This is a genomic window from Streptomyces sp. NPDC058576 (assembly GCF_042718715.1).
Lineage (GTDB): Bacteria > Actinomycetota > Actinomycetes > Streptomycetales > Streptomycetaceae > Streptomyces.
This window is the reverse complement of sequence record NZ_JBHXPF010000022.1, coordinates 1-23,525: the sequence shown is the minus strand read 5'-3', so window position 1 is coordinate 23,525 and position 23,525 is coordinate 1. Positions and strand designations below refer to the sequence as shown.

Sequence of the window (23,525 nt, the reverse complement as noted above, 5' to 3'; positions counted from 1 at the left end):
TCTCGCCAGCCTCTCTCCGCGGGCGCCCAGGTTTGGACGCCGCTTCCCGGGGGACCCGGCCATGCAGCCGGGCGGCTGGGGGCGGGGACCGCAGGTGTGCCGCTCGCCGCCCGCCCCACCGATCAGGAGGACTTGATGGCACCCCCCAACGCCCCCGAAGCGCCGGACGGCCCGGACCGCGGCCGTGATCCGAAGCTGGCCCCGCCCCTCGCGGAGGCGGCGGGCTGGGGGCCGCTCGACGTCCGCGCCGTCGACACCGTCCGGCTGCTGGCGGCCGACGCCGTGCAGAAGGCGGGCCACGGCCACCCGGGCACCGCGATGAGCCTGGCCCCTCTGGCGTACCTGCTGTTCCAGCACGTCATGCGGCACGACCCGGCCGACGACCAGTGGCTCGGCCGGGACCGCTTCGTGCTCTCCTGCGGCCACTCCAGCCTCACCCTCTACATCCAGCTGTACCTGAGCGGGTACGGCATGGAGCTGTCGGACCTGGAGGCGCTGCGCACCTGGGGGTCCAGCACCCCCGGCCACCCGGAGTACCGCCACACGCGGGGCGTCGAGATCACCACCGGCCCGCTGGGGCAGGGGCTGGCCTCCGCCGTCGGCATGGCGATGGCGGCCCGGCGCGAGCGCGGCCTCCTCGACCCCGACGCACCCGCCGGCACGAGCCCCTTCGACCACCACGTGTACGTCGTCGCCTCCGACGGCGACCTGATGGAAGGCGTGACGAGCGAGGCCAGTTCGCTGGCGGGACACCAGGAGCTGGGAAACCTGGTCGTCTTCTACGACTCCAACCACATCTCCATCGAGGACGACACCGACATCTCGTTCAGCGAGGACGTCACCGCCCGCTACGCCGCGTACGGCTGGCATGTCCAGACGGTCGACTTCACCCGGACCGGCGACTACGTCGAGGACGTCGACGCCCTGCTCGCCGCCGTCGAGGCCGCGAAGAGCGAGAGCGGCCGGCCTTCCCTGATCCTGCTGCGCACGATCATCGGCTGGCCCGCGCCCACCAAGCAGAACACCGGCAAGGCCCACGGCTCCGCGCTCGGCGACGACGAGGTCGCCGCCACCAAGAAGCTGCTCGGCTTCGACCCGGACGCCGACTTCACCGTCGAGGACGACGTACTGGCCCACGCCCGCGCGGTCGTCGAGCGCGGGGCCTCGGCCCACCGCGCCTGGGAGCCCCGCTACCAGGTGTGGCGCGCCGCCCACCCCGAGCGCGCCGCACTCCTCGACCGGCTGCGGGAACGCAAGATGCCCGACGGCTGGGCCGACAGCCTCCCCGTCTTCGACCCCGACCCCAAGGGCATCGCCACCCGCAAGGCCTCCGGCGATGTGCTCACCGCGCTGGCCCCCGTGCTGCCCGAGCTGTGGGGCGGCTCGGCCGACCTCGCGGGGAGCAACAACACCACCATGGAGGGCGAGCCGTCCTTCGTGCCGGAGTCCAAGCAGACCGGCGAGTTCCCGGGCAACCCCTACGGCCGTACGCTCCACTTCGGCATCCGCGAGCACGCCATGGCCGCGATCCTCAACGGCATCGCCCTGCAGAGCCTCACCCGCCCCTACGGCGGTACGTTCCTGATCTTCAGCGACTACATGCGCCCGGCCGTACGGCTCGCCGCCCTGATGAAGCTGCCGGTCACCTACGTCTGGACGCACGACTCCATCGGCCTCGGCGAGGACGGCCCCACCCACCAGCCCGTCGAGCAACTGGCCGCCCTCCGCGCGATCCCCGGCCTCGACGTCGTACGGCCCGCCGACGCGAACGAGACCGCCGTCTGCTGGCGCACCGTCCTTGAGCACCACGACCGGCCCGCCGGACTCGCCCTGACCCGGCAGCCGCTGCCCGTCCTGGAGCGGGGCGAGGGCGACGGCGCGCACGCCTCCGCCGAGGGGGCCGCCCGCGGCGGCTACGTCCTCGCCGACAGCGCCAAGGGCACCCCGGACGTCATCCTCGTCGGCACCGGGAGCGAGGTCCACATCGCCCTGGAGGCGCGCGAGTTGCTGGCCGCCGACGGGCACGACGCGCGGGTGGTCTCCATGCCCTGCCGCGAGTGGTTCGCCGACCAGCCGTACGCGTACCAGGACGCGGTGCTGCCGCCGGAGGTCCGGGCCCGGGTCAGCGTCGAGGCCGCCGTCGCCCAGGGCTGGCGGGACGTCGTGGGCGACGCGGGCCGCATGGTCAGCCTGGAGCACTTCGGCGCGTCCGCCCCCTATCAGCGCCTGTACGAGGAGTTCGGCCTCACGCCCCGCGCGGTCGCCGAGGCCGCACGGGAGAGCATCCGCGCGGCAGCCGGCCCCGTCCGGCCCGGCGGCGAACGCCCCGGCGCGACCCCGACCGGGGGCGGCACCGGGGACGCCGGCTAGCCCCGGCCTCCCGTCGCTCCCCGAAAACCACCACCGACCGATCGTCGCCAGAAAGAATCGTCTTCAGGAAGAGGAGCTCATGGCCCCCGCACGCACCCCCCGCTACACCGTCCCCGGCCTCGGCGTCGACGAGGGACGACGGATCATCGACCTCCTGACGCTGCGTCTGCACGCGCTCAACGACCTCGCGCTCACCCTCAAGCACATCCACTGGAACGTCGTCGGACCGCACTTCATCGCCGTCCACGAGATGCTCGACCCGCAGACCGCCGCCGTACGGGACATGGCCGACGCCGCCGCCGAGCGCATCTCCGCCCTCGGCGGCGAGCCGACCGGCACGCCGGGCGCCCTGGTCAGGGAGCGCACCTGGGAGGACTACAGCGTCGGCCGCGCCGACGCCATCGCCCACCTCGGCGCCCTGGACCTCGTCTACACGGGGATCATCGAGAGCCACCGCGAGGCGGTCGAGAAGGCCGGGGAGATCGACCCCGTCACCGAGGACCTGCTCATCGAGCACCTGCGCGGCCTGGAGCAGTTCCAGTGGTTCGTCCGGGCCCACCTGGAGTCCAGCTCCGGCACCCTGTCGAACGCCGGAGCCGAAACCGAGAAGGCGGCGGCCGAAGCGGCGTCCCCGAAGCGGGCCGCCGCCAAGCGCACCCCGGCCAAGAAGACGGCGCTGCCCACTCCGGCGAAGACGACCGCCAAGAAGGCGGTCAAGAAGACCACGTCGAGCCGGCGCACCACCCGCTGAGAAGCGCCTGCCGGACGCTACGCCCGCAGGTCGTCCCTGGCCTGCGCGGCGATGTCCGGGAAGTCCGTCACCACAGCGTCCACGCCCTGCCCGTAGTGGAAGGCGTACTCGGCGAAGGCGTCGCCGAACGCGTTGGGGTCGGTGCCCCGGCGGTACGCGGCCGGGAGGTACTGGTTCTCCGCCCGGAAGGTGTACGCGCCGACCTTCAGGCCCGCCGCGTGGGCGTCCGCCAGCAGGGTGTTCGGCGGGACCAGCGAGGACTTGTCCGGGCCGATCCAGTCGGCGTACGAGGCGATCTCGCGCAGCCCGGCCGGGGTCATCATGTCCCGGTAGGTGATGCCGTGCCCGTACGGGCCGCCGCTCGTGCCCAGCGCCTGCCACAACGGCAGACCGAGGCGGGCGGCGGCCACCCGGCGCAGGCTCGCGGGCTCGAAGGACTGCACGACACAGTCCCGGGCGGTCAGCCGGTTGCGGCGGATCACCCGGATCAGCTCCTCCTCCAGCGGCAGCCCGATCGAGCGGAAGTACGTCGGGTGCTTCGTCTCGGGGAACACCGCGATCCGCCGGCCCGACTCCCGCGACAGCCGCCGGGCCAGGTCCACGACCTCCTGGAACGTCAGCACCCGGCCCCGCCCGTCGAAGACCGTGTTGCGGTCGCGGACCAGCGGCAGCCGTTCCACCGTGCGCAGCGTCCGCAGCTCGCGCAGCGTGAAGTCCTCGGTGAACCAGCCGGTCACCGCCTTGCCGTCGACCGTCTTCGTGGTGCGGCGGCCGGTGAACTCCGGGCGGTCGGCGACGTCGGTGGTCCCGCCTATCTCGTTCTCGTGCCGCACGACCAGGACATGGTCCTTCGTCGGCACGAGGTCCGGCTCGATCCAGTCGGCTCCGGCCCGTACGGCGTAGGTGTACGCGTCGGCGGTGTGCTCGGGCCGCCAGCCCGCCGCCCCGCGGTGCCCGATGACCAGCGGGCCCGACGGGTGGTGGGGGCGCCGGCCCGCGGGGGAGGCGGCGACGGCCGGGGCGGTGGCCGCGGCGGTGACGGCGGCGGTGGCCAGGAGGATCGAACGACGCCTGGGGGCAACGGACATGACGGCTCCTCGGGTGGGTGGAGCCACCACGGAAGCGAGGGCGGATGACGGCCCGGCGTACGGCACCCGGCCCGGCGATGTCCTGTTGGTCACGGGTACCCGCCGCACCGGAACCGCACACCGGAGCGCGAGACGCCGAAACGCCGGGCTCCGCCCCGATCGTACGAGGAGGAGCCCGGCGTTCGTAGAGGCCGTGCGGGAACTACTGCCGCTGCGCCGGGATCTCGCCCGCGGTGCCCGTGCCGTCGCCGGTGCCGCCGCCGCCCCGCCGCCGCTGTTGCAGGAGGCCGAGGCCGATCAGCACCAACGTCAGCGCCCCCGTGGCCAGCAGCTGGTCCCGGGTGTCCGGCTGGCGCAGCATCAGCAGGAAGATGCCCACCATGGCCGCCAGCGCGACGATCGTGCCGATGGGGAAGAACCACATCCGCACGACCAGCGTCGCAGGCGCCTCCCGCTCGGTGCGGCCGCGCAGGATCAGCTGGGAGGCCGCGATGAAGATCCACACCACCAGGATCACCGCGCCGATCATGTTCAGCAGCCAGGGGAAGACGTCGTCCGGCCGCCAGTAGCTGAGCAGCACGCACAGGAAACCGAACACCGAGGAGAACAGCACCGCGTTGCGCGGCACCCCGGAGGAGATCTTCCCGAGGACGGACGGGCCCTGGCCACGGGCGACCAGCGACCGGGCCATGCGGGACGCGCCGTAGATGTTGGCGTTCATCGCCGAGAGCAGCGCGATGAGGATGACCACGTTCATGATCTGCGCGGCGCTGCCGATGCCCAGGTGGTCGAGCATCGCGTAGAACGGGCCGACCTCGGCGACCTTCGGGTCGTCCCAGGGGACCAGCGTGACGATGACCGCCATCGAGCCGATGTAGAAGACCGCGATGCGCCACATCGCCGTACGGACCGCCTTCGCGACGCCCTGCACCGGGTTCTCGGACTCGGCCGCCGCGATCGTGACGGTCTCCAGACCGCCGTACGCGAAGACGGAGGCGAGGAGCCCGATGATGAAGCCGTCCGTGCCCTTGGGGAGGAAACCGCCGTCCCCCGTGAGGTTGCTGAGGCCCGGCGCGTCCGTGTCGGGCAGGACGCCGAGGATCGCCAGCAGGCCGAGCACCAGGAACAGCGTGATCGCGATGACCTTGAGCGCGGCGAACCAGAACTCGAACTCGCCGAAGTTCTTCACGGCGGCCAGGTTCGTACCCAGGAAGATCACCATGAACAGGGCGACCCAGGCCCACTCCGGGGTCCCCGGCAGCCAGCCGCTGACGATCTGCGCGGCCCCGATGCCCTCCAGGCCGACGGCGACGCAGAGCAGGAACCAGAAGGACCAGCCCGCGGTGAACCCGGCCCACGGGCCGATCGCCCGCTCGGCGTGCACGGAGAAGGAGCCGGACGCGGGGTTGGCGGCCGACATCTCGCCGAGCATGCGCATCACCATCATGACGAGCAGCCCGGAGATGGCGTACGCGACGATGATCGAGGGCCCGGCCGCGGCGATCCCGGCGCCCGAGCCCACGAAGAGCCCGGCGCCGATCACCCCGCCGAGGGCGATCATCGAGAGGTGACGCTGCTTGAGGCCGTGGGTGAGCGCGGAGTCCGTCGAGGGCCCTGCGGGGGCCGCGGAGTCAGCGGTGGGGGGAGACGCGGAGGTCCGAGGCATGGACGAGCTCTGTTCGGTAGCCGAGACATGGGGACGAACCCACAGTCTGGGCATCCGTACCGCTCACACGGAATGGCTGTCCGCTATACGGTCACCAGGCTCACACAAGGTGCACACGCGCCTACCGATCGGTAAACGCCGGGCCCTCGCGCTCATGCCCCGGCCGGGGCCCCTTGCGCTCCCGCCTCTGACGCCCCACCGCCACCAGCAGCACCAGCGCCGTCGCGCCGCCCGACCACAGCACCTGCGGGCGTGCCGCGTCGTCGGTCAGCATCAGCAGCAGGACCCCGAACAGCCCGGCCAGCGTCACCCAGGTCAGATACGGGAACCACCACATCCGCAGCGCGAGCGCGTCGGGAGCCTCCTGTTCCAGCCGGGCGCGCAGGCGCAGTTGGGAGGCGGCGATCAGCGCCCAGACGAACAGCAGCACCGCGCCGACCGAGTTGAGCATGTAGAGGAACACCGTGTCCGGCCACAGCAGGTTGAGCAGTACGGAGACGAAGCCGAAGGCCACCGAGGCCAGCACCGCCCGCCGCGGCACACCGCCCGCCCTTTCCCGGGAGCCGTCGGAGCCGCCGTTCTTCGAGGCGCCCCCGCCCTTCGAGCCGCCGCCCGAGACCTTCAGCAGACCGCGCGGGGCCTCCCCGCGCTCCGCCAGCGAGAAGATCATGCGCGAGGAGCCGTACAGATTGGCGTTCAGCGCGGAGAGCAGCGCCACGAAGACCACGATGTTCATGATCTGCCCGGCCGACGGCACCCCGATCGCGTCCAGCACCTTCACATACGGGCTCAGCCCGGCCTGCTGCGCGGTCCACGGCAGCACGGTCACGATCACCAGCATCGAGCCGACGTAGAAGAAGAGGATGCGCACCACCGCGCTGCGCACCGCCCGCCCCACCGCGCGCGCGGGGTCGTCCGTCTCGGCGGCGGCGATGGTGACGACCTCAAGACCGCCGAAGGCGAACACCACGGTCAGCACACCGGAGACGACCCCGCCCCAGCCGTTCGGCAGGAAGCCGCCCTGCCCGGTCAGGTTGGTCATCCCGACCGGGTCGGTGTCCGGGAGCCACCCGAGGACCGCCAGCAGTCCGAGCACCAGGAAGACGACGATCGCGCCGACCTTCAAGGAGGCGAACCAGAACTCGAACTCGCCGAAGTTCTTCACCGCAGTCAGGTTCGCCGCGGTGAAGACCACCATGAACAGCAGCACCCACGCCCAGGGTTCGATGCCCGGCACCCAGCCGTGGGCGATCTGCGCGGCCGCCGTCGCCTCCACGGCGAGGACCACCACCAGCAGGAACCAGTAGAGCCAGCCGACGCTGAACCCGGCCCACCGGCCGAGCGCCCGCTCCGCGTGCACGGAGAACGACCCGGAGGCGGGCATCGCGGCGGACATCTCACCCAGCATCCGCATCACCAGCATCGCGAGCGCCCCCGCGATCAGATACGAGACGACGATCGCGGGCCCCGCCACCGCGATCCCGGCGCCCGATCCCACGAACAGCCCCGCCCCGATCACCCCGCCGAGCCCCAGCATCGTCAGATGGCGCTGCTTGAGCCCGTGCGACAGCGGCTCGGCGGGAGGCGCGGGGGCCGCGGCGGGGGTGGAGGAAGCCTCGTGCATGGGGTGCGGTTCACTCTCGGATCATTTATGGGGAACCTACAGTCTGCGGCCGCGATCCCTCTGCCGCCAAAACGGACCCCCACCCGCCCCACCTCAGTGACGAGCGTCACGCGGGAACGCGATTGCGCCGCAGGGTTTGTGTGAATCCCACCAACCCATCAACCGCCGCTTTGTGGGCGGCTGATGGTGATCGAGCGTTCACTCGTGGGCTAACGTCGGCGGAGCCCGACCCCACCCCGACCGCCGGGGGCCGCCCCGGCCCACCTGCCCTCACCCGCGGAGTCCCGATGAGCACTGCTGCCGCCCCCGTCCGCTCCGGAGCGGTCCTCGCCGACCTGCTGCCCGCAGCCCGGCACCGCTACGCCGTGGACGCGGCCCTCGTCCTCGGCGGCGCGGCCCTGACCGGCATCGCGGCCCAGATCGCCGTCCCGGTCCCCGGCTCCCCGGTCCCGGTCACCGGCCAGACCTTCGCCGCGCTCCTCATCGGCACCGCGCTGGGCGCCCGCCGCGGCTTCCTCTCCCTCGCCCTGTACGCGCTCGTCGGCATGGCCGGCATGCCGTGGTTCGCGGAGGCCTCCTCGGGCTGGAGCATGCCGTCCCTCGGCTACGTCTTCGGCATGCTCCTGGCCGCCACCGTCGTCGGCGCCCTCGCCCGCCGCGGCGGCGACCGCTCCGTACTGCGCACGGCGGGCACGATGGTCCTCGGCTCCGCGATCATCTACGCCATCGGCGTGCCCTACCTCGCGCTGTCCACCGGGATGTCGCTGAGCGCCGCCGTCGCGGCCGGCCTCACCCCGTTCCTGATCGGTGACGCCCTGAAGGCGGCCCTGGCCATGGGCCTCCTGCCCACCACCTGGAAGCTGCTGGGCCGCCGCGGCTGACCAGCCCTCAGCCCTCGTAAGGACCCCCGAAGAGGCCCGCCGGATCGAACTGGGAGACCAGACCGGCGAGCCTCTTCGCCGTCTCCGGCTCATGGAAACCGGCGGTGCGGTCCCCGCCGCCGAAGCAGAAGTTGGCCGCGCGCCCCTGGACGAGCGGCCCCAGCACCCCGGACACCTCCCGGTACAGCGAGCGCACCGACGGCACGTCCGTACCGTCCAGCGGCGACAGCAGCCGCAGCAGGAAACCCGCGTCGCGGTAGGGCACCGCGCTCGCCACCCGAGGCCGCTCGGCAGACGCCCCGCCGAGGTGATTGAGCTGCACCACGTTCATCGTCGGCGCCCCGGGCCCGGTCAGCTCCAGCACCCGCGCGGCCCGCTCCGCGTCCAGTCCCCGGAGCATCAGCCCCTCCCCGTAGTACGCGTGCGGGAACGGCGGGTCGTTGTGGATGGTGGGGCTCTCCGGGTACGGCATCTCCCGGAACGAGTCCTCCAGGGCGGGCCCGATCGCCCGCAGCGGGGCCACCAGCCGCTCACCCTCGGCCGCGTCCCCCGTGAAGGCGACCCGCACGGAGACGACGTACCGCCCGCGCCTCTCCTCGGGCACCTGCGGCAGATCCGGGTAGGGCAGCGCGGCCAGTGAGGACGTCAGGCTCTCCGGCACGCTCCGGGTCCACTCCAGATAGCGGGCCGCCACCTCGGCCGCCCGTTCCCCGTCGAAGGCGATCGACCCCCCGTACAGCCGCTCCACCGCCACCAGGCCGATCTCCAGCGAGGTCACCACCCCCAGCCGGCCCCCGCCGCCGCGCAACCCCCAGAACAGCTCCGGCTCGCGCTCCGGCGTGACCCGGCGCGGAACACCGTCGGCGGTCACCACCTCCAGCGCCCGGACATGGTCGGCGGCGTACCCGAACTGCCGGGCCAGAATGCCCAGTCCGCCGCCCAGCGTGTACGAGACCGCGCCCACCGAGGGCGACGAGCCGTTGAGCGGGGCGAGACCGTGCGGGGCCGCCGCCGCGGTCACCGCGCCCCAGGTCGCTCCCGCGCCGATCGTGGCCGTGCGGGCGACCGGGTCGACGGTGACGGAGTCCAGGGCGCGGGTGACCACCAGGACACCGCCCTCGACCGCTCCGGGCAGCCCGTGCCCGGTGGCGTGCGCGGTCACGCGGAGCCCGCGCTCGGCTGCGTACGCCACGGCCTCCCGCACGTCGTCGGGGGTACGGGCCTCGACGAGCCGGTCGGGGCGGATCGGGAAGCCGGTCTGGAAGCTGGCGGGGGCGGACCCGCCGGGCCGGGACGACAGGGAAAAGCTCTCCTTCGCTCGCGTTTCTGCGGTGCGAAGGAGAGCTTCTCCCGGCATACCTGACAACGCCTGTCAGGTATGGACGACGATTCGTGGCGGACGGCCGACGGTCACTTGGTGACGGTCTTGCGGCCGCGCATCTGCCGGACCAGCGAGATGCCCACCACCAGGGCCGCGACCAGCAGCGACAGCACGACCTGCTCGCGGGCGGTGTCGTCGGTCAGCATGTAGACCAGGACGAAGGAGATCGCCGCGATCGTCGCCCAGGTGAGGTACGGGAAGAGCCACATCCGTACGACCAGCTTGCCGGGGGTCTCGCGCAGGATGATCCCGCGCATCCGCAGCTGGGTGAAGCAGATGACCAGCCACACGAAGAGCGCGACCGCGCCGGAGGAGTTCAGGAGGAACTGGAACACCGTGTCGGGCCACTGGTAGTTGAAGAACACCGCCACGAAGCCGAAGACCACCGAGGACAGGATCGCCGCCTGCGGCACACCGCGCTTGTTGACCTTGGCGAAGGACTTCGGGGCGTCCCCCCGCTCGCCGAGCGAGAACGCCATCCGGGAGGCCGTGTACAGACCGGAGTTGAGGCAGGACAGCACGGCCGTCAGCACGATGAAGTCCATGACGTTGCCGGCCTGCGGGATCCCGATCGAGTCGAGGGCGGCGACATAGCTGCCCTTCTCCATGATCGACGGGTCGTTCCACGGCAGCAGCGTCAGCACGACGAAGATGGAGCCGAGGTAGAAGACGGCGATACGCCAGATCACGCTGTTGGTGGCCTTCGAGACGGCGCGCTGCGGGTCCGAGGACTCGCCGGCGGCCAGCGTCACGATCTCACTGCCCATGAACGAGAAGACGACCATCAGCACACCGGTCAGGATCGCGCCCGGCCCCTCGGGGAAGAACCCTCCGCTGTCCGTCAGATGCGCCAGACCCGACCCCGGGTTGTCCGAACCGGGCAGGAACCCGAAGACCGCGAGGAAGCCGACGACCACGAACGCGGCGATCGCCACGACCTTGATCCCGGCGAACCAGAACTCGAACTCGCCGTAACTGCTCACCGAGACCAGGTTGGTGGCGGTCAGCACGACCATCACGATCAGCGCCCAGGCCCACTGGGGCACGCCCGGAATCCAGCTCTCCAGGATCTTCGCGCCCGCCGTGGCCTCGACGGCCAGGACCACGACCCAGAAGAACCAGTAGAGCCAGCCGATGGAGAAACCGGCCCAACGGCCGAGCGCCTGGTCGGCGTAGGCGGAGAAGGAGCCGGAGCTCGGCCGGGCGGCCGCCATCTCGCCGAGCATCCGCATCACGAGGACGACCATCAGGCCGACCATCGCGTACGAGATCAGGATCGCCGGACCCGCGGCCGCGATGCCCGCGCTCGATCCCACGAAGAGCCCGGCGCCGATCACGCCGCCGATCGCGATCATCGAGAGGTGGCGGTTCTTCAGGCCTGCCTGAAGCCCGCCCGACGAGTCCGGCCGGTCCGGCTCGCCGGGCTCCTGGCCCGGCTTCGCCAGCGTCGTCTGCGACGTCATGGGGGGATTCCTTACCTTTTCGAGCATGAGGGTGTGCCCTGCTCCGCCGTCGGGTGGTGCCCGTGGGGTGTGCGAAGACAAGGCCACGCATTCAAGCCCGATACAAGGCGGAAGGGGAACCCCCTCTTTCGGATCGTTTGCCGGATCGTTGCCCAAGTGGCGTTCGCCACACAAAATCGGGCTCAGGCCTGCGAATCATCGGATGGGGTCGCAGGCCCCGCTGACGGATACCCCGCGAAGTTCGTGCCACACTTCGCACCATGCGCGTGTACCTCGGATCCGACCATGCCGGCTACGAACTCAAGAACCACCTCGTCGAGTGGCTCGGCGCCCACGGCCACGAGGCCGTCGACTGCGGCCCCCACATCTACGACGCCCAGGACGACTACCCGCCGTTCTGCCTGCGTGCCGCCGAGAAGACGGCCGCCGACCCGGACAGCCTCGGCATCGTGATCGGCGGCTCCGGCAACGGCGAGCAGATCGCCGCCAACAAGGTCAAGGGCGTCCGCGCCGCACTGGCCTGGAGCGAGCAGACCGCCGCCCTCGGCCGCGAGCACAACAACGCCAACGTCGTCGCCATCGGCGGCCGGATGCACACGGTCGAGGAGTCCACGAAGTTCGTCGAGATCTTCCTCTCCACCCCGTACTCCGGCGAGGAGCGCCACACGCGCCGCATCGAGATGCTCTCGGCGTACGAGACCACCGGCGAGCTCCCCCCGATCCCGGCCCACCACCCCCAGCAGGGCTGACCCCGCCCCACCCCACTTCCGTGGGGCGCGGGGGCCCCCCCCCCCGCCCCGCCGGGTACCCCCCCCCCCCCCGCCCCCGCACCAACCGCACCCGCACCCCCCCGCACGCGGGGCCCACAACCACCCCCCACCCGCCCCCCCCCCCCGATCCCGGCCCACCACCCCCAGCCGGGCTGACCCCGCCCCACCCCACTCCCGGGCCGCGGGGTCCCGCCCGGCGCCACGGTCATGTCACCGCCCACCCCGTCGCCCGTATCTCCACGAGGAGCAGCCCGCCGTGCCCGAGGGACACACCATCCGCCGCCTCGCCGACGACCACGCCGAACGGTTCGCGGGCGCACCGGTACGGGTGAGCAGTCCGCAGGGCAAGTTCTCCGACAGCGCGGCCCTGCTCGACGGGCGGACCCTCACCGCCACCGACGCCCACGGCAAACACCTCTTCCTCGGCTTCGGGGACACCGGCTGGGTCCACATCCACCTCGGCCTCTTCGGCAAGCTCGGCTTCGGCGCCGCCCCGCCCCCGCCGCCCACCGACACCGTCCGCCTCCGCCTGGTCAACGCCGGCCACTACGCGGATCTGCGCGGCCCCACCACCTGCGCCCTGCTCACCGGGCCCGAGAAGCACGCGATACACGAGCGCCTGGGCCCGGACCCGCTGCGCGGCGACGAGGACGGGGAGCGCGCCTGGCAGCGGATCTCCCGCAGCCGGACCACCATCGCCGCGCTGCTGATGGACCAGAAGGTCATCGCGGGCGTCGGCAACGTCTACCGCGCCGAGGTCCTCTTCCGGCACGGCATCGACCCGTACCGCACGGGCCGCGACCTCACCCGCGCCGAGTGGGACACGATCTGGGCGGACCTCGGCGACCTGATGCGCGAAGGCGTGCGGAACAACCGCATCGACACCGTCCGCCCCGAACACCTCCCCGAGGCCATGGGCCGCCCGCCCCGCAAGGACGACCACGGCGGCGAGGTCTACGTCTACCGGCGCGCGAATCTGCCCTGCCACCTCTGCCGTACGGAGATCCGCACCGCGGACCTCGTCTCCCGCAACCTCTTCTGGTGCCCTCGGTGCCAGCCGCCGGCCCCCTCCGGCGGCGGAAAAGGCTGAAAGCCGTCCGAAGAAGGCGGACGGGAACGCGTGGACGACCCCGTTTCGAGCGCATTGTCACCGGGGTCCCCCTGCACCGGAGGCGTTCGGGTGGATAAGGTCCCGGCAGTGGCCAGTAGCGGAGGAGCAGACGACTTCTGGGCCCGGTGGCGCAGAAAGATGCACCGGGTCCGCATCGGTGTGCGCAAATCCGGGGTCGACTACTTCCGCGGCGACGGTTCCGACTGGATCGCCCTGGCCGGTCTGCTGCTGACGATCCCGGCCATCACCTTCGCCACCGTCGCCAGCCCGCTCTGGATCGACCCGGCCGCCCTCGCCCTGCCCATCGTGGCGGGCGGCCTCGTGCTGCGCCCCGCCAGCCTGCTGGGCCTGTACGCGACGGCCGCCGTAGCCCTGATCATCGAGGCGCTGACCCTCGGCCCGTACCTGGACGGCCCGGCCAGAGTCACCCCGGGCACCGTCCTCGTGGTCGCCGCCTGCGGGTTCTTCGGGCTGGTCCTCGCCCAGTTCCGGGCCCGGGTCGGCGTGCCCTGGCGGGGCGGCGGCACGATGCTCTTCGACCTGCGCGAACGCATCCGGGTGCAGAGCTCCCTGCCCCGGCTGCCGCAGGGCTGGCACCGCGAGATGGCGCTGCGCCCGGCCGGCGGCCAGTCGTTCTCCGGGGACTTCGTCGTCGCGGCCCGCACCCACGGGGGCCGCACCCTGGAGGCCGTCCTCACCGACGTCTCCGGCAAGGGCATGGACGCGGGCTCCCGGGCCCTGCTGCTGTCCGGCGCCTTCGGCGGGCTCCTCGGCTCGCTGGCCCCGCACGCCTTCCTGCCCGCCGCCAACGGCTATCTGCTGCGCCAGGACTGGGACGAGGGCTTCGCCACCTCCATCCACCTCGTGCTGGACCTGGAGTCGGGCGACTACGAGATCTACTCCGCGGGCCACCCGCCCGCCCTCCAGCTGCACGCGGGCAGCGGGCAGTGGGAGGAGAAGTCGGGGGAGGGGCCCCTGCTCGGCGTCTACGACGGGGCCGAGTTCGACGCGGTGAAGGGCTCGCTCGCACCCGGCGACGTCCTGATGCTGTTCACCGACGGTCTGGTGGAGGCCTCCGACCGGGACATCGCGGAGGGCATCGACCGGCTGACGGGCGAGGCCGACCGCTATGTCTCGACCGGCTTCGAGGGCGCTGCCTGGCATCTGATCGAGGCCTGCGCCAAGGACGTCAACGACGACCGGGCCCTGTTGCTGCTCTCCCGCCGGGCCTAGAGCTCTAGCACGGACGCCGTTCCCACCGGCCCCTGAACGGCGGAGAGGCGCCCGTCACCCGGGGGCCGGGTATCGGGGCGCCTCTCCGCCGTCCGGTGGTGCTGAGCCGTGCGGCTCGGCCGGTGGTGCTCAGACCGACACCGGAACCTGCTCCTGGTCCTGGTGGTCGTCCTTGTTGCGGCCGCCCGGCAGGATGCGGGCCAGCCAGTGCGAGCGTCCGGCGGCCAGCGGCGCGAGGACGGCGAGCAGGAGGACGTAACCGGCGATGAACGGCGAGAGCCGCTCGTCCAGTCCGGCGGCCGCCGCCATCGTGGCCAGGATGAGCGCGAACTCACCGCGGGCGACCAGCGTGGTGGCGATGTTGGAGGTGGCCTGCGCGCCGAAGGAGTAGACCTTCGCCGCCGCGAGTCCGGCCGCGATGTTCATGGCGAGGGTCAGCACCACGGCCGCCACCACCGGCCACAGCACGCTCGGAAGGTCGCCCGGATCGATGGAGAGGCCGAAGGCGAAGAAGAAGATCGCGCCGAACGCGTCCCGCAGCGGGTGGACCAGCTTGAGGATGCGGTCGCCGGACGAGGTGGAGCCGAGCATCAGGCCGACCATGAACGCGCCGATCGCGTCGGCGACGCCGAACATCTCGGAGACACCGGCGACGAAGACGGCGGCGCCCAGGAACGAGATGACGAGCAGTTCGTCGTCCTTGGTGTTCATGAGCTTGCCGATGAGCTTGGTGCCGAACCGGGCCGCCAGCGCGAGCAGCAGCAGGAAGCCGAAGGCCTTGCCGCCGTCGATCAGCGCGGCCGAGAGGCTGTCCGCACCGGACAGGATCGGCTGGAGCGCGGCGAGGTACAGGGCGAGGAAGATGTCCTCGACGACGATGATGCCGAGGATCGGACGGGTCTCCGGATTCCCGATGCGCCCGAGGTCCACCAGGATCTTGGTGACGATCGCGGACGAGGAGATGCCGAGGACGCCGGCCAGGACCAGCGCCTCCGAGGTGCCCCAGCCCAGCGCGAAGCCGAAGACGAGACCGGCGCCGACGTTCAGGACGAGATACGTACCGCCCGCGATGGCCATCTTCCGGCCACCCGTCTTGAGGTCGTCCATGTGGAACTCGAGCCCCAGGTAGAAGAGCAGGAGGACGAGTCCCAGCGCGGAGAGCATCTCCAGGTCGTGCGGGTTGGAGAGGAGCGTGTATCCGGGGGTGTGCGGGCCGAGGAGGATTCCGGCCAGGATGAACAGGGGGATCGTCGGCAGCCCGATACGGCCGCCGAGGCGGGCGAGGACGGCAGCGGCCAGGAAGGCGCCGCCCATGGCGATGAGGGTGTCTGCGTGTCCGATGAGCCTGGTCCTTCGGGGTCGGTCAAGAGCTGGTCAAGGGGGCATCAAGATTCCATCAGTAATTAGTTTACCGAATGATTGACGCTGCAACTATGCCTCCGTCAGATTGTCAGCTTTTGTCCGCTTGGTTCGCGAGGGTGCCGCGTCAACAGCCCCAGGGGCGGAGCGGGTTCGGTCGCGGCCCCGGGCGCGGTCGTAGGCTCAAGCCCATGACTGGACGGCATCTGAGCGTCTCCGAGGTGGAGGCCATCGCCCGCGAGGCCCACGCGCGGCAGACCGACAAGGCGGGCCGCCCGTACGTGGAACACCTGGCGGCGGTGGCCGAAGGCGTACGGGTACGCGGCGGCGACGACGGGCAGATCGCGGCGGCCTGGCTGCACGACGCGGTCGAGGACGCCGCGCTCTCCGCCCGGTGGCTGGCCGCCGCCGCCCTGCCGCAGGAGGTGAAGGACATGGTCCTGGCGGTGACCAAGCGGCCGGGGGAGGAGCTGTCCTCGTACGCCGCGCGGATCCTGGCCACCCCGGGGGCGCTGCTCATCAAGGAGGCGGACCTCGCCCACAACGCGGATCCCGCCCGCCTCGCGGTCCTGGACGCGGCGACCCGTACCCGGCTGGCGGCGAAGTATGCGCAGGTGCGAGGGCTGCTGGGGCTGGTCGGCGACGAATCACCCCCGGACCGAAAGAATCCGGCCAACCCGGAGACGCACTGATCCACCCGCGCCCCGGCTGCGGGTGGATCAGGGAAAAGCGGCGGGGGGAGCGCCGGCCGGCTCCGTGCGGCGGCGGGCCCTGCGAGGTCTCAGCGCTTCGCGGTCCCCTTGCGGAACGCCCAGTTCATGTCCGGCTCGGTGGCCCACTTCAGCGCGCGGCCCACCAGCGGGGTGCACATGAGCGTCACGGCCACCGCCGCCACGAGCGAGACCACGACGAGGCCGACGGGATCGGAGAGCCAGGTGTAGCGGTCGAACAGGCCCGCGTATTCGGCCCCCTTGATCAGGAAGCCGTGCAGCAGATAGCCGCAGATCGTTCCGGCGCCGAGCACCGTGAACCACCGCGCCCTGCCGGGCACCCAGGCCAGGAAGCCGATCGTCAGCACCAGGGCGCAGCCGAACATCGCGAGCGTCATCACCGCGCCCGACCACCACGGGGCGTCCATCTCCTGCGCGCTGTTGGCGCGGTAGAGCCAGCCGAGCTGCATGCGCGGGGCGATCCAGTACGCGAAGAGCAGCGCACCGGCGAACAGCGGCACGGACAGCAGCCGCACCTCGCGCCGCCTGACCAGCTGGAAGTGCTCGGGCTTCATCAGCAGCCCGAGCACGAAGAACGGCAGGAACTGCAGCACCCGCTGGAGGTCGAGGTCGTCGCCGATGTCGGGGGAGACGGAGGCGAGCATGGCGATGGCGAGCGCCACCGGCAGCGGATGGCGAATCGTCTGCCAGATCGGCGTGGTCACCCGCCAGATGAACAGGGCGATCAGGAACCAGGTCAGGAAGAACGGGTCTATCAGGCTGATCGCCATGTCGGGCGCATCGTCCGCGTACCGCTTGAAGAGCGAATAGGCCGTCTCGAACAGCACGTACGGCACCGCTACCGAGGTGATCAGCCGCTTCACCTTGGGTGCCGTCATGTCGAACGACCGGGAGAAGTAGCCGGAGATGAGGATGAACGCCGGCATGTGGAACATGTACACGATCATGTACAGCGCCCGGGCTGCGCGACTGCCGTCCATCACGGGTTCCCAGGCGTGGGCCACCGCGACGAGGACGATGGCCAGATACTTCACATTGTCGAAGTAGGGATCGCGCTTCTTCGCCGCCGCGGGCGCCGGAGCGGCGGCGGCCGGAGCGCTGGTCCCGGGAGCGGGCCGGGCGGCGGTGGCGGTGAGCGTCCGCTCAGGTCTGGGCTCCGACTCCCGGGTCGCCGGGGGGAGCGGGGCCCTCTGAAATAGGCTCGGAGCTTGGAACATCTCAGGCACCTTAGACCGGTCGATTGCCTTGCGTAAAACCGCGGGGAGATATCGCGTGTTCCCCTCTATTCGAATGCGAAACCGTCGAACACCGCCCGCTATGACACACTTGATCCCGCTTAAATAGGGCATATCGCCAGGATGTTGGCCGGAGTGAATTACATCGCATCCACGCCGTCAATTGGCTGTGAACGAAGTGTGGGGATGCGGAAACGATCACTGCGGTGGATATTCGGCCGCCGGGATTTCACAGCCGACGCACAGGGAGCCCGAGGGTGACGCGGCTCCCGCGCGCTTCCCGGGCCCCGGGCGGCGCGGGCCCCCGCCCGGCGCCCGTCACCGCGCCGGCGCCGACCGTGAAGGATGGCGGGATCCCGTCAGTCCGTTCCGTCACCCGGCAGCAACCACGGGGGAGTTGGTGGCACGATGGAGGCGACGGGGCGCGCGGTGGTGCACGCTTCCGGGCCGGCAAGGCGGACCGACCGAGGGTGTGATCAGACGTGGCTATTTCACTGTCTATGGTGCTGCTGTTCGCGGTCATCCTGGTGGTAATGATCCGTGGCGGCTCCATCAAGGCCGGTCCCGCGATCGTCGCCGTGCTCTTCGGCTTCTTCCTGGCATCGACCGGCATGGCCCCGTCGATCAACAGGTTCATGAACTCGATAGCCGACACCATCAACCAGATCAGCTTCTGAGGCACCGCGAAGCAGCGAGAAGCACGAGGGCCGGGCCGGAGAATCACACACCGGCCCGGCCCTCGACTGCATGGAGCGGGCGACGGGAATCGAACCCGCGTAGCTAGTTTGGAAGACTAGGGCTCTACCATTGAGCTACGCCCGCAAGCGCCGCACCGCAGGTCCGTGGACCGCGGCACGAAGAGCATCGTAGCGGGTCGGCGGCGGTGCCCGCACACCCGTTGTGCCGGCCGCCCGACCGGTCCCGTGCCGGAACCGGACCCGACCCGGTGGAGCCGCTCCGTAAAGCGGCGGATCCACGGTCGCCGTGCATGTACCCTACGTGTCGCACCGACGGGGTGTGGCGCAGCTTGGTAGCGCGTCCGCTTTGGGAGCGGAAGGTCGTCGGTTCGAATCCGGCCACCCCGACCACCAGCAAGATCGCATTGTGGGAGTCCTCCCCCTTGCCGTTACTATGCAAAATGCGTGCCCGTGTGTCTGATGTACCGGGCTCGGTCCGCGAAGCCGCCACTCGGCGGCCCAGCAGAACCCCAAGAAGTCAGCCACCAAGGAGACCGAACCGTGAAGAGCGCCGTGGAGACCCTGAACCCGACTCGGGTTCGGCTCAGCATCGAGGTGCCCTTCGAGGAGCTCAAGGACAGCCTCGACGCGGCGTACAAGAAGATCAACCAGCAGGTCACGGTGAAGGGCTTCCGCAAGGGCAAGATCCCCGCCCGGGTCATCGACCAGCGGTTCGGCCGCGGTGCGGTGCTGGAGGAGGCCGTCAACGACGCCCTCCCGAAGTTCTACACCGAGGCGGTCAACGAGGGTGAGCTGAACGTCCTCGGCCAGCCCGAGGTCGACATCACCGAGCTGAAGGACGGCGAGCTGCTGGCCTTCACCGCCGAGGTTGACGTACGCCCCGAGATCGAGATCCCGGACTACTCCGGCATCGAGGTCACCGTCGACGCCCTTGAGGTCACCGACGAAGAGGTCGAGAAGGCCGTGGAGCAGCTCCGCGAGCGCTTCGCCTCCACCAACCCGGTCGAGCGCGCCGCCGCCGACGGCGACGTCGTCACGATCGACCTGGAGGCCAAGGTCGACGGTGAGGTCCTGGAGGACGGCGTGGCCGCCGGTGTCTCGTACACCATCGGTTCCGGCGAGCTCCTCGACGGCATCGACGAGGCCGTGACCGGCCTGGAGGCCGGTGGCGAGGCCACCTTCACCTCCGAGCTGAAGGGCGGCTCCGCCGAGGGCAAGGCCGCGGAGGTCACCGTCAAGGTCACCGCCGTCGCCGCCCGTGAGCTCCCCGAGCTGGACGACGACTTCGCCCAGATGGCCAGCGAGTTCGACACGCTGGAGGAGCTGCGGGCCGACAGCCGCAAGCGCCTGGAGACCACCAAGCAGTACGACCAGGCCACCCAGGCCCAGGAGCGCGTCCTGGAGGAGCTGCTGAAGCTCGCCGAGGTCCCGATCCCGGAGAAGCTGCTCGCGGACGAGGTCCAGACGCGCAAGCACAACCTGGAGCACCACCAGCTCGGTCAGATGGGCCTCGACCTCGAGAAGTACCTCGAGATCCAGGGCAAGACCCTGGAGGAGTTCGAGAACGAGACCTCCGAGCAGGCCATCAAGGGCATCAAGACCCAGTTCATCCTTGACGAGCTCGTCAACAAGGAGAAGCTGAACGTCAACCAGGAGGAGCTCACCGAGCACCTCATGCGGCGCGCCGCCTCCTCCGGCATGAGCCCCGACCAGTTCGCCCAGGCCGTCGTCGAGGGTGGCCAGGTGCCGATGCTCGTCGGCGAGGTCGCCCGCGGCAAGGCGCTCGCCGTCGTCGTCGAGGCCGCCAAGGTCGTCGACACCAACGGTGAGGTCGTCGACCTCGAGGACGACGAGGACACCGCGGACACCGCGGACACCGCCGAGACCACGGAGACGGCCGAGGCCGCCACCGAGGAGAAGGCGGACGACAAGGCCGAGGAGAAGAACGAGGCCTGAGCCTCGCCCTGATCCCCAGGACAGCCTCGCGCTGACCGGTACGACGGGCCCCGGACGCATCGCGCGTCCGGGGCCCGTCGCCGTATCCCCGTCGCATCCCGCCCGCCGTATCGCTGTGCGGCCCCGGAACCCTTGTGCCCACTGCGGACCTTGCGCTCCCAGCGAACAGTTGCGGAAGCGGGATGGCGTTGTCCCACCTGCGCGTTAGGGTCCATGAAGAGGAAGGGTGGAGCAGTGGCTTCACCCGCCCGGTACGAAGACGCTGAGACGGCCGGAGCCGTCAGAGACGAGCAGGTGGATACGTGACGAATCTGATGCCCTACGCCGCCGGAGAGCCGTCCCTCGGTGGAGGCCTCGGTGACCAGGTCTACAGCCGACTGCTCGGCGAGCGCATCATCTTCCTCGGTCAGCAGGTCGACGATGACATCGCCAACAAGATCACCGCACAGCTTCTCCTCCTTGCCGCCGACCCGGACAAGGACATCTACCTCTACATCAACAGCCCCGGTGGTTCGGTGACGGCCGGCATGGCGGTCTACGACACCATGCAGTACATCCCCAACGACGTCGTCACCATCGGCATGGGCATGGCCGCCTCCATGGGCCAGTTCCTGCTCACCGGCGGCGCCGCGGGCAAGCGCTTCGCGCTCCCGAACACCGACATCCTCATGCACCAGGGTTCGGCCGGCATCGGCGGCACGGCCTCGGACATCAAGATCCAGGCCGAGTACCTGCTCCGCACCAAGACGCGGATGGCGGAGATCACCGCCCGCCACTCCGGCCAGACCGTCGAGACGATCATCCGCGACGGCGACCGCGACCGCTGGTACACGGCGGAGGAGGCCAAGGACTACGGCCTCATCGACGAGATCATCACGTTCGCGTCGGGCATCCCGGGCGGCGGCGGCACCGGTGCCTGATCCGGTATCCACCGGACCGTCGGCACCACTCCCGCACCACCGTCTCCCACGCCGAGACCTCCAGCCCCAGAACGCCACCAGGATGGTGAACACCCACATGAACAACTTCTCCGGCGCCTCCGCGAGCGGCCTCTACACCGGCCCGCAGGTGGACAACCGCTACGTCGTCCCGCGCTTCGTGGAGCGCACCTCGCAGGGTGTGCGTGAGTACGACCCGTACGCGAAGCTCTTCGAGGAGCGCGTGATCTTCCTCGGCGTCCAGATCGACGACGCCTCGGCCAACGACGTCATGGCGCAGCTCCTGTGCCTGGAGTCGATGGACCCCGACCGCGACATCTCGATCTACATCAACAGCCCCGGCGGCTCGTTCACCGCGCTCACCGCGATCTACGACACGATGCAGTTCGTGAAGCCGGACATCCAGACGGTCTGCATGGGCCAGGCGGCCTCCGCGGCCGCCGTCCTGCTCGCCGCGGGCACCCCCGGCAAGCGCATGGCGCTCCCGCACGCCCGGGTGCTCATCCACCAGCCGTCCTCGCAGACGGGCCGCGAGCAGCTCTCCGACCTGGAGATCGCGGCCAACGAGATCCTCCGCATGCGGACGCAGCTGGAGGAGATGCTGGCCCGGCACTCGACGACCCCGCTGGAGAAGATCAGCGAGGACATCGAGCGCGACAAGATCCTCACGGCCGAGGACGCCCTCGCGTACGGTCTGGTCGACCAGATCGTTTCCACCCGCAAGACCACCGCGGGCGCATCGCTCTGACGTCGGTCTTTCCCCTTGGCACATTCCGTTTGCACGACCACGGCCGTGTGAACCGTGCCAAGGGGGGCCCGAACGGGGGCCCAGGCAAGGTACCGTCGGATAGAGGCACCAGGAGCCGCTGAACCAGGCGTCTCCCAGGCGAAGGGGAAGCACCTCGTGGCACGCATCGGTGATGGCGGCGACCTGCTCAAGTGCTCGTTCTGCGGAAAGAGCCAGAAGCAGGTGAAGAAGCTCATCGCGGGACCCGGTGTGTACATCTGCGACGAGTGCATCGATCTCTGCAACGAGATCATCGAGGAGGAGCTCGCGGAGACGAGCGAGGTGCGCTGGGAAGAGCTTCCCAAGCCTCGCGAGATCTACGAGTTCCTGGAGGGGTACGTCGTCGGGCAGGAGCCCGCGAAGAAGGCCCTCTCGGTCGCGGTGTACAACCACTACAAGCGGGTCCAGGCCGGGGAGAACGGCGGCGGCGCCAATCGTGAGGACGCGATCGAGCTCGCCAAGTCGAACATCCTCCTGTTGGGCCCCACGGGTTCCGGTAAGACGCTCCTCGCACAGACGCTGGCCCGCATGCTCAACGTCCCGTTCGCGATCGCGGACGCGACGGCGCTGACGGAGGCCGGCTACGTCGGCGAGGACGTCGAGAACATCCTGCTCAAGCTGATCCAGGCGGCCGACTACGACGTCAAGAAGGCCGAGACCGGGATCATCTACATCGACGAGATCGACAAGGTCGCCCGCAAGAGCGAGAACCCGTCGATCACCCGCGATGTCTCCGGCGAGGGCGTGCAGCAGGCCCTGCTGAAGATCCTGGAGGGCACCACCGCCTCCGTCCCGCCGCAGGGCGGACGCAAGCACCCCCACCAGGAGTTCATCCAGATCGACACGACGAACGTGCTGTTCATCGTGGGCGGCGCGTTCTCCGGCCTGGAGAAGATCATCGAGTCCCGGGCCGGCGCCAAGGGCATCGGCTTCGGCGCCACGATCCGCTCCAAGCTGGAGATCCAGGCGAGCGACCAGTTCCAGGAGGTCATGCCGGAGGACCTGGTGAAGTTCGGGATGATCCCCGAGTTCATCGGCCGTCTCCCCGTGCTGACCTCGGTCCACAACCTGGACCGCGAGGCCCTGCTCCAGATCCTCATCGAGCCGCGCAACGCCCTGGTCAAGCAGTACCAGCGCCTCTTCGAACTCGACGGTGTGGAGCTGGACTTCGAGCGCGAGGCCCTGGAGGCCATCGCCGACCAGGCGATCCTGCGCCAGACCGGAGCGCGCGGACTGCGGGCGATCATGGAGGAAGTCCTCCAGTCCGTGATGTACGAGGTCCCGTCCCGCAAGGACGTCGCCCGCGTCGTCATCACGCCCGACGTCGTCCGCAACAACGTCAACCCGACGCTGGTCCCGCGCGAGCCGCGCACGATCGGCAAGAACGACGGCGGCCGCCACGAGAAGTCCGCGTAGCGACACCGCCACCGCTCAACGCCGAAGGGGCGCCCACCGGATGAACCGGTGGGCGCCCCTTCGGCGT

At 70.5% G+C, this 23,525-nt stretch carries 19 protein-coding genes and 2 tRNA genes; 13 read left to right on the top strand and 8 right to left on the bottom strand.

Annotated elements, in window-relative coordinates:
• Positions 1-135: 135 nt before the first annotated feature.
• Positions 136-2,370 (top strand): transketolase, encoded by a 2,235-nt coding sequence (gene tkt / locus ACFWRV_RS17550; protein ID WP_384335162.1) that lies wholly within the window; start codon positions 136-138, stop codon positions 2,368-2,370.
• Positions 2,371-2,449: 79 nt separating this feature from the next.
• Positions 2,450-3,121 (top strand): Dps family protein, encoded by a 672-nt coding sequence (locus ACFWRV_RS17545; RefSeq protein WP_384335159.1) that lies wholly within the window; start codon positions 2,450-2,452, stop codon positions 3,119-3,121.
• A 17-nt stretch (positions 3,122-3,138) separates the two neighbouring features.
• On the opposite strand, the gene ACFWRV_RS17540 is transcribed toward ACFWRV_RS17545, so the two are convergent.
• From ACFWRV_RS17540 to ACFWRV_RS17530, 3 genes are all read right to left on the bottom strand, one after another.
• On the bottom strand, positions 3,139-4,209 hold the full coding sequence (locus ACFWRV_RS17540) for a glycerophosphodiester phosphodiesterase family protein (protein WP_384335156.1): 1,071 nt from the start codon (positions 4,207-4,209) through the stop codon (positions 3,139-3,141).
• A gap of 202 nt (positions 4,210-4,411) precedes the next feature.
• Positions 4,412-5,875, bottom strand: coding sequence for an amino acid permease (locus ACFWRV_RS17535; RefSeq protein ID WP_384335153.1), 1,464 nt, complete (start codon positions 5,873-5,875; stop codon positions 4,412-4,414).
• A gap of 121 nt (positions 5,876-5,996) precedes the next feature.
• Entirely contained in the window at positions 5,997-7,499 is a 1,503-nt protein-coding gene (locus tag ACFWRV_RS17530) for an amino acid permease (RefSeq protein ID WP_384335150.1), read from the bottom strand.
• A 287-nt stretch (positions 7,500-7,786) separates the two neighbouring features.
• Here ACFWRV_RS17530 and ACFWRV_RS17525 point away from each other — a divergent pair, with 287 nt between their 5' ends.
• Positions 7,787-8,380 (top strand): biotin transporter BioY, encoded by a 594-nt coding sequence (locus ACFWRV_RS17525; protein WP_010062978.1) that lies wholly within the window; start codon positions 7,787-7,789, stop codon positions 8,378-8,380.
• Positions 8,381-8,387: 7 nt separating this feature from the next.
• Here ACFWRV_RS17525 and ACFWRV_RS17520 read toward each other — a convergent pair whose 3' ends face one another.
• A complete protein-coding gene (locus ACFWRV_RS17520; RefSeq protein WP_384335357.1) occupies positions 8,388-9,680 on the bottom strand; it encodes an FAD-binding oxidoreductase in 1,293 nt (430 codons plus the stop codon).
• Positions 9,681-9,790: 110 nt separating this feature from the next.
• The gene (locus tag ACFWRV_RS17515) at positions 9,791-11,224 is read right to left on the bottom strand and encodes an amino acid permease (protein WP_384335147.1); all 1,434 of its coding nucleotides are present in this window, start codon (positions 11,222-11,224) and stop codon (positions 9,791-9,793) included.
• A 260-nt stretch (positions 11,225-11,484) separates the two neighbouring features.
• Between ACFWRV_RS17515 and ACFWRV_RS17510 the strand changes: the two genes are divergently transcribed.
• The 3 genes from ACFWRV_RS17510 (at position 11,485) to ACFWRV_RS17500 (ending at position 14,338) form a co-directional block, all read left to right on the top strand.
• Positions 11,485-11,973, top strand: coding sequence for a ribose-5-phosphate isomerase (locus ACFWRV_RS17510; RefSeq protein ID WP_384335144.1), 489 nt, complete (start codon positions 11,485-11,487; stop codon positions 11,971-11,973).
• Positions 11,974-12,250: 277 nt separating this feature from the next.
• A complete protein-coding gene (locus ACFWRV_RS17505) occupies positions 12,251-13,084 on the top strand; it encodes an Fpg/Nei family DNA glycosylase (protein WP_384335141.1) in 834 nt (277 codons plus the stop codon).
• Positions 13,085-13,243: 159 nt separating this feature from the next.
• Entirely contained in the window at positions 13,244-14,338 is a 1,095-nt protein-coding gene (locus tag ACFWRV_RS17500) for a PP2C family protein-serine/threonine phosphatase (RefSeq protein WP_384335354.1), read from the top strand.
• 129 nt (positions 14,339-14,467) lie between these two features.
• Here ACFWRV_RS17500 and ACFWRV_RS17495 read toward each other — a convergent pair whose 3' ends face one another.
• Entirely contained in the window at positions 14,468-15,652 is a 1,185-nt protein-coding gene (locus ACFWRV_RS17495) for a cation:proton antiporter (RefSeq protein WP_384335138.1), read from the bottom strand.
• A gap of 236 nt (positions 15,653-15,888) precedes the next feature.
• On the opposite strand from ACFWRV_RS17495, the gene ACFWRV_RS17490 reads away from it, so the two are divergent.
• Complete coding sequence (locus ACFWRV_RS17490; protein ID WP_384335135.1) at positions 15,889-16,389, top strand: HD domain-containing protein; 501 nt, start codon at positions 15,889-15,891, stop codon at positions 16,387-16,389.
• Between the two features lie 89 nt (positions 16,390-16,478).
• Here ACFWRV_RS17490 and ACFWRV_RS17485 read toward each other — a convergent pair whose 3' ends face one another.
• Positions 16,479-17,645 carry an acyltransferase family protein gene (locus ACFWRV_RS17485; RefSeq protein WP_384335132.1) on the bottom strand — a complete coding sequence of 389 codons (1,167 nt, stop codon included), beginning with the start codon at positions 17,643-17,645 and terminating at the stop codon, positions 16,479-16,481.
• Between the two features lie 500 nt (positions 17,646-18,145).
• Here ACFWRV_RS17485 and ACFWRV_RS17480 point away from each other — a divergent pair, with 500 nt between their 5' ends.
• Positions 18,146-18,340, top strand: a complete 195-nt coding sequence (locus tag ACFWRV_RS17480; RefSeq protein WP_026290750.1) for a hypothetical protein — start codon at positions 18,146-18,148, stop codon at positions 18,338-18,340.
• Positions 18,341-18,411: 71 nt separating this feature from the next.
• On the opposite strand, the gene ACFWRV_RS17475 is transcribed toward ACFWRV_RS17480, so the two are convergent.
• A tRNA-Gly gene (locus tag ACFWRV_RS17475) sits at positions 18,412-18,485 on the bottom strand.
• A gap of 189 nt (positions 18,486-18,674) precedes the next feature.
• Here ACFWRV_RS17475 and ACFWRV_RS17470 point away from each other — a divergent pair.
• The 5 genes from ACFWRV_RS17470 to clpX all read left to right on the top strand — a co-directional run bounded on the left by ACFWRV_RS17470 (position 18,675) and on the right by clpX (position 23,458).
• Positions 18,675-18,751 (top strand) — tRNA-Pro (locus tag ACFWRV_RS17470).
• A gap of 150 nt (positions 18,752-18,901) precedes the next feature.
• Complete coding sequence (gene tig, locus ACFWRV_RS17465) at positions 18,902-20,317, top strand: trigger factor (protein ID WP_384335129.1); 1,416 nt, start codon at positions 18,902-18,904, stop codon at positions 20,315-20,317.
• Between the two features lie 314 nt (positions 20,318-20,631).
• Positions 20,632-21,237, top strand: a complete 606-nt coding sequence (locus ACFWRV_RS17460) for an ATP-dependent Clp protease proteolytic subunit (RefSeq protein ID WP_366817271.1) — start codon at positions 20,632-20,634, stop codon at positions 21,235-21,237.
• 82 nt (positions 21,238-21,319) lie between these two features.
• Positions 21,320-22,003 (top strand): ATP-dependent Clp protease proteolytic subunit, encoded by a 684-nt coding sequence (locus ACFWRV_RS17455; protein WP_006124415.1) that lies wholly within the window; start codon positions 21,320-21,322, stop codon positions 22,001-22,003.
• Between the two features lie 156 nt (positions 22,004-22,159).
• Entirely contained in the window at positions 22,160-23,458 is a 1,299-nt protein-coding gene (gene clpX, locus ACFWRV_RS17450; protein WP_007448932.1) for an ATP-dependent Clp protease ATP-binding subunit ClpX, read from the top strand.
• The last annotated feature ends 67 nt before the right edge of the window (positions 23,459-23,525 follow it).